The 6,125-nt window shown below is 45.1% G+C and carries 5 protein-coding genes; 1 reads left to right on the top strand and 4 read right to left on the bottom strand.

Translation table 11 applies throughout. The features are described 5' to 3' along the window. Positions 1-202 precede the first annotated feature (202 nt). A complete protein-coding gene (locus tag B9J87_RS17280) occupies positions 203-2,320 on the top strand; it encodes a methyl-accepting chemotaxis protein (RefSeq protein ID WP_094151934.1) in 2,118 nt (705 codons plus the stop codon). A gap of 33 nt (positions 2,321-2,353) precedes the next feature. On the opposite strand, the gene rsmS is transcribed toward B9J87_RS17280, so the two are convergent. The 4 genes from rsmS to dinG are packed head-to-tail and all read right to left on the bottom strand — an operon-like array spanning position 2,354 to position 5,979. Beyond that, a complete protein-coding gene (gene rsmS / locus B9J87_RS17275; protein ID WP_013856554.1) occupies positions 2,354-2,524 on the bottom strand; it encodes a pleiotropic regulatory protein RsmS in 171 nt (56 codons plus the stop codon). A gap of 1 nt (position 2,525) precedes the next feature. Next, the gene (priC, locus tag B9J87_RS17270) at positions 2,526-3,074 is read right to left on the bottom strand and encodes a primosomal replication protein PriC (protein ID WP_010319211.1); all 549 of its coding nucleotides are present in this window, start codon (positions 3,072-3,074) and stop codon (positions 2,526-2,528) included. Beyond that, a complete protein-coding gene (locus B9J87_RS17265; RefSeq protein ID WP_017045195.1) occupies positions 3,071-3,850 on the bottom strand; it encodes a sulfite exporter TauE/SafE family protein in 780 nt (259 codons plus the stop codon). The genes priC and B9J87_RS17265 overlap by 4 nt, the downstream gene beginning before the upstream one ends. 53 nt (positions 3,851-3,903) lie before the next feature. Further along, positions 3,904-5,979: an ATP-dependent DNA helicase DinG gene (gene dinG, locus B9J87_RS17260; protein ID WP_094124031.1), complete on the bottom strand. Its 2,076-nt coding sequence runs from the start codon at positions 5,977-5,979 to the stop codon at positions 3,904-3,906. Positions 5,980-6,125 lie beyond the last annotated feature (146 nt).

Genomic DNA, 6,125 nt, shown 5'->3' with positions numbered 1-6,125 from the left:
GCGCAAGATGTTACCATTTCAAGGCGCAAGGACAAGACGAAAAGCGAATCAATTGTAATACGTAAACTTTTTGAATAGTCAGAAAGGATATTTTTATTAACATTTATGTAAACTTACGATTGATCTCTCAAGTCAATATGCTCTAATTAAAGTTGTCACCATTTCGTCTGAAAACCCTATTAGCGCAGCATAAGGATGTAGTATGCGAACACTTTCGGTTCAATGGAAAATAACCCTTTTAGCCGGCCTTTGCCTGCTAATTACGTCATTGTCTCTCATTGGTTTCTCTGTTTATAACGCAGTGAATAACCAACAAGCAATAAAACAACAAAGTTCAGATTCTGTGATCAATAAATCGCAGCAGTTATTAGAAACTCGGGCGCTGCTCAATGCCACCGAAGTATCTGAATATCTCAGTGAAGCCATGTATCGGGCTCAAATGCTTGCTGATACGGCCTTGTTTTTCAAATCAAATACCGAAGAAAATTTTGGTGAAAGCGAAGCGTTAAGGACATCTTTAGATGAAATGGTTCGCAAGACGGTAGTCAATTATCCCAATGTTCAGGGGGCTTATCTCGTCTTTAAGCCAAATTTGCTCGATAGCGAGGATGACAACTACCAGAATGCTGACTATGTAGGCTCAAATGAAATAGGTCGATTCGCTGCATACTGGATAACGTCCTCCAATGGTGAAAATGTGGTGGCAAATGTATTAAGCGAAGTGGCATTGAAGGATGAAGGAAACAGTGAGCGTTTCGCCTGCCCGTTAACAACCGCTAGTGCATGTATCTCATCGCCTAAAATCGTGATTCAAGACAATGAAACGTTTCTTACTTCTTCTCTCTCTGTGCCCATTTTGATTGATGGCGTTGCGATTGGTTTTTTTGGCATCGATTTAAAACTTAGCCCACTGGTAGCGATTGCACTGAGTTCAGATCAAAGTCTATTCGGTGGTAGTGGTAAGGTCTTTATTGTCAGCTTAAATAACACGCTTATTGCGACTGATGAGCGTGAATTAACCTTAGGCGCGCCACTGGCTGATTCAGTCTTGACTACAAAGGAGATTGCCAATCTTCTAGCCGAGGGTAAAGTCCATTCTCAATGGAATTCAGATCGGCAGTGGTTGTCTGTCTTTGCTCCCATTCAGGTGGCGAACCAGACTTGGGGCGTGGTTTTTGAAATGCCGACACCGAGTGTGCTAGCTGATGCCAATCAACTGGATCAGATCATTACTCAACAGGTAGAGAATGGCGTTAGAGCGGAGCTATTAGCCGGCGCATTGCTAGTCTTTTTAGGGCTCGCAATCATTGCGCTAGCTGCCACCCAAATTGTGAAACCTATTCGAGCGGTCGTGGAGCGGTTACAAGATATTGCTTCTGGCGAAGGGGATTTAACTCAGCGGCTTGTCATCAGTAGCCATGATGAAATCGGTGATTTGGCACGCGGCTTTAACCAGTTTTTAGACAAATTACAGGCTATTATTCAGCAGATCGTAGAAAGTGCGAACCAAGTAGCTCAAACGACTGAACAGGCACGGCAGTCTGCCGTACAAACGCGTAGCCGTAGTGAGTCTCAATTTAAAGAGATGGATATGGTGGCGACTGCCTCTGAAGAAATGACACAAACAGCAAGTCTCGTTGTGCAAAATGCCGAGGCTGCGGTGCAAGCCGCTTCGCAAGCTAATCACTCCGCACTGACTGGGCAGGATGTCATCCGTGCCTCTGAAGCTGAGATGCATAAGCTGGTGGTGCGAATGAGTGATGCGGTGCCGGTTGTTGAAGAGTTGGCTCAAAACAATATCAATATTACCGAAATTTTAACGGTCATTGAGGGAATTTCACAGCAAACCAATTTGCTCGCATTAAATGCGGCTATAGAAGCGGCTCGGGCCGGAGATCAAGGGCGAGGGTTTGCTGTTGTCGCCGATGAGGTACGTAATTTGGCCCAGCGGACTCAGAACTCTGTGGGTGAAATACGCAAAGTGATAGAAAAAGTCCAACAAGGTACTGAGGGCGTAGTTGAGGTGATCCAGCAAGGAAACGCGTTAGCAAATGGAACTGCGATGCAAGTTCAAAAGGCCGTTGCTGAATTAGAAATAGTGTTTGAATCCATCTCAGCAATTAACGATATGAATAGCCAGATTGTAAAAGCGGCCCAAGAACAGCAAGCCGTCTCTGGTGAAGTCAACCTCAACCTATCCAATATTCGTGATCTTAGCGCGCAGATATTGACACTGGTCGGTGAATCAGAATCGGTTGGTGCTCAGATAAGTCAACTCTCGGCTAAGCAGCAACAGTTGGTTGGACAATTTAAAGTCTAACGGCTGAAAGAGTAAGAAGTAGATGTTTGCTTCTTACTCTCTCGCTGTATCATCCAGTTTACGCAATAAATCCTGCTGTACGATTTTCAGCGCTTCAAGTGCGGTGTGTGGTTCAATCTGATTGGTTTCTAATAAGTAGATGAGATCGACAGCGAGCTTTATCTCTTCAGACGCACCGTCTAGCGGTACAGTAGGATCATTCATTTTATTGGTTTTTCTCCCTGAACGTAATTTGTTTTTCGATCTTAGCCTTAGCTTCTTGGCAACGCTTGAGCCGTTGCTCTACCGTTAATAACGCTTTTTGTGCTTGCTGCTGACTAACAGCAGAAGTTTGCTTGAGTCCGAGTTCTTTTTCTCTCACCATATCCATCAGCCTTCGCTCCCATTCTTGGTGCTGGGCTAGCTCTTGATATAACGCATTGATCGGTTTGCGATAATAGCTGCGATGCTTGGGCTCACTTTTTCTGATCGATACTGTCGATATTTCGCGTTGGATTGCCGCAATTTGTGCAAGCAGTCGATCGGTTAGATATTGAGCTCGTTGACTGGTTAGCCGTTGGCTCTCTTGTTCGCGCACGATGGAGTCAAAGGTCGCTTTTGCTTCCATAACACAAGGGATTAATAAGTGCGCTTTACAGTGGAACAGGCGCTCATCAAACAGAGCCTGATGGTGTTCACCACGAGTTCGGTCAACACTGGCGGCTTGTTGTTTCAACTCTTCAATTAAGGACTTCAATTGAGAAAAATGGTTCATAAGCCTGCAAACCACGCATCATAAGTCAGCTTAATTGCAAGCACACTGACCACACTCACAAACACCGGACGAATAAATTTAGCGCCGAAACGAATCGCTGAATGTGCGCCAACAAAAGCTCCAGCCATCAAACAAACTCCCATAGTCAGTCCCAGCACCCAGTCAATATGCCCCAAAATGGCAAAGGTAACCAATGACGTTACATTACTGGTAAAATTCATCGCTTTAGCAAGGCCAGAGGCCAATAAAATGTTGAGTCGGTATAACGCCATCGAACTGACTGTCCAAAATGCGCCAGTCCCTGGCCCTGCCAGCCCGTCATAAAATCCAAGTATCAAGCCTTGCGCATACTGCTTTTTGTGAAGTACAGGGCAGGGAGGCGGGCTGACATCCTGGTGTGCATGTGGTGTTTTATGCCATATCGTATAGATAGCGGCCGCTAGAATAATGAGCGGCAGCACTTTTTGTAGCCAATCGGTGCTGATCGCATCGACAGCAAAAGTACCTATGGTTGCGCCAATTAAGGTGGCAATGAAAGCTCTGACCCAGCAATTTGGTTGAAACAACTTCTTCTGATAGTAGGTTAATGCGGCAGTTGATGAGGCAAATGTTGCCGCTAGCTTATTCGTTCCTAGTGCGATGTGCGGCGGAAGACCGATCGATAATAACGCGGGTACAGTAAGCATACCACCGCCGCCAGCGACCGCATCGATAAAGCCAGCAATAAAAGCAACAAGCGCCAACACAATCAAAGTGGTTGGCTCAACAAATTCCATGAATAAAATCGGCCCTGAGTAATGAGATGAAAGGGCGTAGTGTTAAGCCCTAGCTAATATTCTATTGTTCTTTTAAATGGAGGAAGCGAGTCCAATAATGATTTTCCGTAGCGTTTTGAAACGATTCGGCGATCGAGAATCACGACTCTACCAGAATCACGCTCTTTGCGCAGCAATCTCCCGACGGCTTGGATCAGCTTTTTGCTGGCTTCAGGAACGGTTATCTGAATAAAAGAGTTTCCGCCTCGCTTCTCTATGTATTCGGCGTGAGCTTGCTCAACTGGAGAGGTTGGTACGGCAAACGGAATTTTTGTGATCACCAGATTCTCCAAAAGTTCTCCTGGTAAGTCTAGCCCTTCCGAAAAGCTACTGGTGCCAAACATTACGCTCGTTTTACCACACTGCACTAGCATTTTATGTTTATTTAGAATTTCTGTGCGTGATATTTCACCTTGGACTTGCAGCGCCCAGCCTCGTTTAACAAAATCTGTTGATATTTTTTCAGCCACTTCGCGCATTTGCCAGTAAGAAGCAAACAGCACTAAATTAGCTTTGTTTGGCTGAATAAACTCAGCGAGCCGCTCTACCAGATAATCAGTATACTCTTTCGCTTGCGGTTCAAAACGCATTGCTGGAATGAGTAACTCGGCCTGATTTTGATAATCAAACGGTGAAGCGAGTGCTAGGAAACGTGTGCCATCTTCTGCCTTTTCACTGATCCCTGCTTGCGAGCAAAAGTAGCTGAACGAGTTAAGAGCTCGCATCGTCGCGGAGACTAAGATTGCGCCTATGCAGCGGCTCCAGATCTGTTGATCAAGTTGCCAACCAATTTCTAGCGGTGAAACGTTAACAATGAAATCACCTTCACGCCCAGGGTGAATTTCAAGCCAACGTGCCAAAGGGGCTCCTTTCTCTCGCTTGGGCTCCGCCATCAGCAGCCATACTTGGGCAAGGTTCTCTAAACGCTGAATATAAAAGCCTAATTCAGTCAGTGCTGGTTCTGCCAACCGAGCGGCGAGTTCGCCTTCTTTAACTCGTTCAGCAATCAAGTCCGCAATTTTAGCGACGGATTGATTGGCTTTTTGAGAGAGCCGCTTCAAGGTTTTAGACTCTTCTTCAAGCCATTGTGGCAGTTCTCCATGCTCAAAACGGTATCGCTTTTCTTCAAATTGTTCGGGTACAAACTGCTTTGTCAGTTGGCTCAAGCTTGGGATAAGTTGTTGCAGTGTCTCTTGCAGTTCGTTACGAAAACGTGCCACTCGTTTTTCTTCGGCTAAGCTTGAAAACTTGGTTACGGATTGATTGAGTTTTTCCAACCAACTAGCTGCGCCTTTCAAGCTTGCGGACGCTGAAGCGTGATCTCGTGCTACATGAGGTAAGTGGTGTGCTTCATCAAAAATGTAAATGGTGTTTTCGGGCTCAGGCAGAATGACACCACCGCCAAGGTCAGCATCCGCCATGACCAAGCTGTGGTTGGCAATAATGACATCGGCTTTATCCAGTTCTGAACGCGCCTTTTGAAAAGGACAATCTCTGTGGCCAGCAAAGCTACCATTACAACTATGCTTATCACTAACAATCAGTTGCCATAACTCATCTTTAATCGCTTTTGGCCACGAGTCGCGATCACCGTTCCATTTTCCTTGAGCCAGTTTTTCATACATGGTGGTGAATAATTCAACGTCTTTTTTTTGTGGCTTTGATTCGAACAGGGCAATTTGTGAGCCATCTACTCCACACGCAGCCGCGAGTTTTTCGGTGCAACAGTATCGTTGACGTCCTTTGGCAAGGATAAAAGAGAATTGACGATCAGTGATGCGTCTAAATAAAGGCAAATCTTTGCTGATCAGCTGTTCTTGAAGTGCCACTGTGGCTGTCGAAACAACAACCTTTCTATTATTCAACACTGCAACAGGAACCGCCGCCATTAAATAGGAGAGTGATTTCCCTATTCCTGTACCCGCTTCAGCAATCAGGATTCGGTTGGACTTGTGATATGAACCACACAATGTTTTTGCAATCTCAGCAACAAGATAATTTTGTCCTCGACGAGGAATGAAGTTTTCGAGCTGAAATTGCAGGTTTTGATAACTATCCCGAATGGATTTTTGGATTTTTGTTGTAAGCATACACAGACCTAAATAGCAGAGTGCCGAGTCTAGCACAGTTCACTAAAGGATACGCAGTTCACGAAATCGTATGCTTTTAGATCAAATCTAGATCTTGTTCACAAAAAAAAACTGAACCTTCAGGAACTTATGTTTAATTCTCATTG

It is taken from the genome of Vibrio sp. V19_P1S1T109, assembly GCF_002241375.1.
GTDB lineage: Bacteria > Pseudomonadota > Gammaproteobacteria > Enterobacterales > Vibrionaceae > Vibrio > Vibrio anguillarum.
Note: the sequence above shows the minus strand (reverse complement) of the source record. Positions and strands in the feature narration are given on the sequence as shown.

Bases quoted from the DNA above. Each gene is read 5' to 3' on its own strand.
- B9J87_RS17280 (WP_094151934.1), top strand. From the start codon at position 203: ATGCGAACACTTTCGGTTCAATGGAAAATAACCCTTTTAGCCGGCCTT.
- rsmS (WP_013856554.1), bottom strand. From the start codon at position 2,524: ATGAATGATCCTACTGTACCGCTAGACGGTGCGTCTGAAGAGATAAAG.
- priC (WP_010319211.1), bottom strand. From the start codon at position 3,074: ATGAACCATTTTTCTCAATTGAAGTCCTTAATTGAAGAGTTGAAACAA.
- B9J87_RS17265 (WP_017045195.1), bottom strand. From the start codon at position 3,850: ATGGAATTTGTTGAGCCAACCACTTTGATTGTGTTGGCGCTTGTTGCT.
- dinG (WP_094124031.1), bottom strand. From the start codon at position 5,979: ATGCTTACAACAAAAATCCAAAAATCCATTCGGGATAGTTATCAAAAC.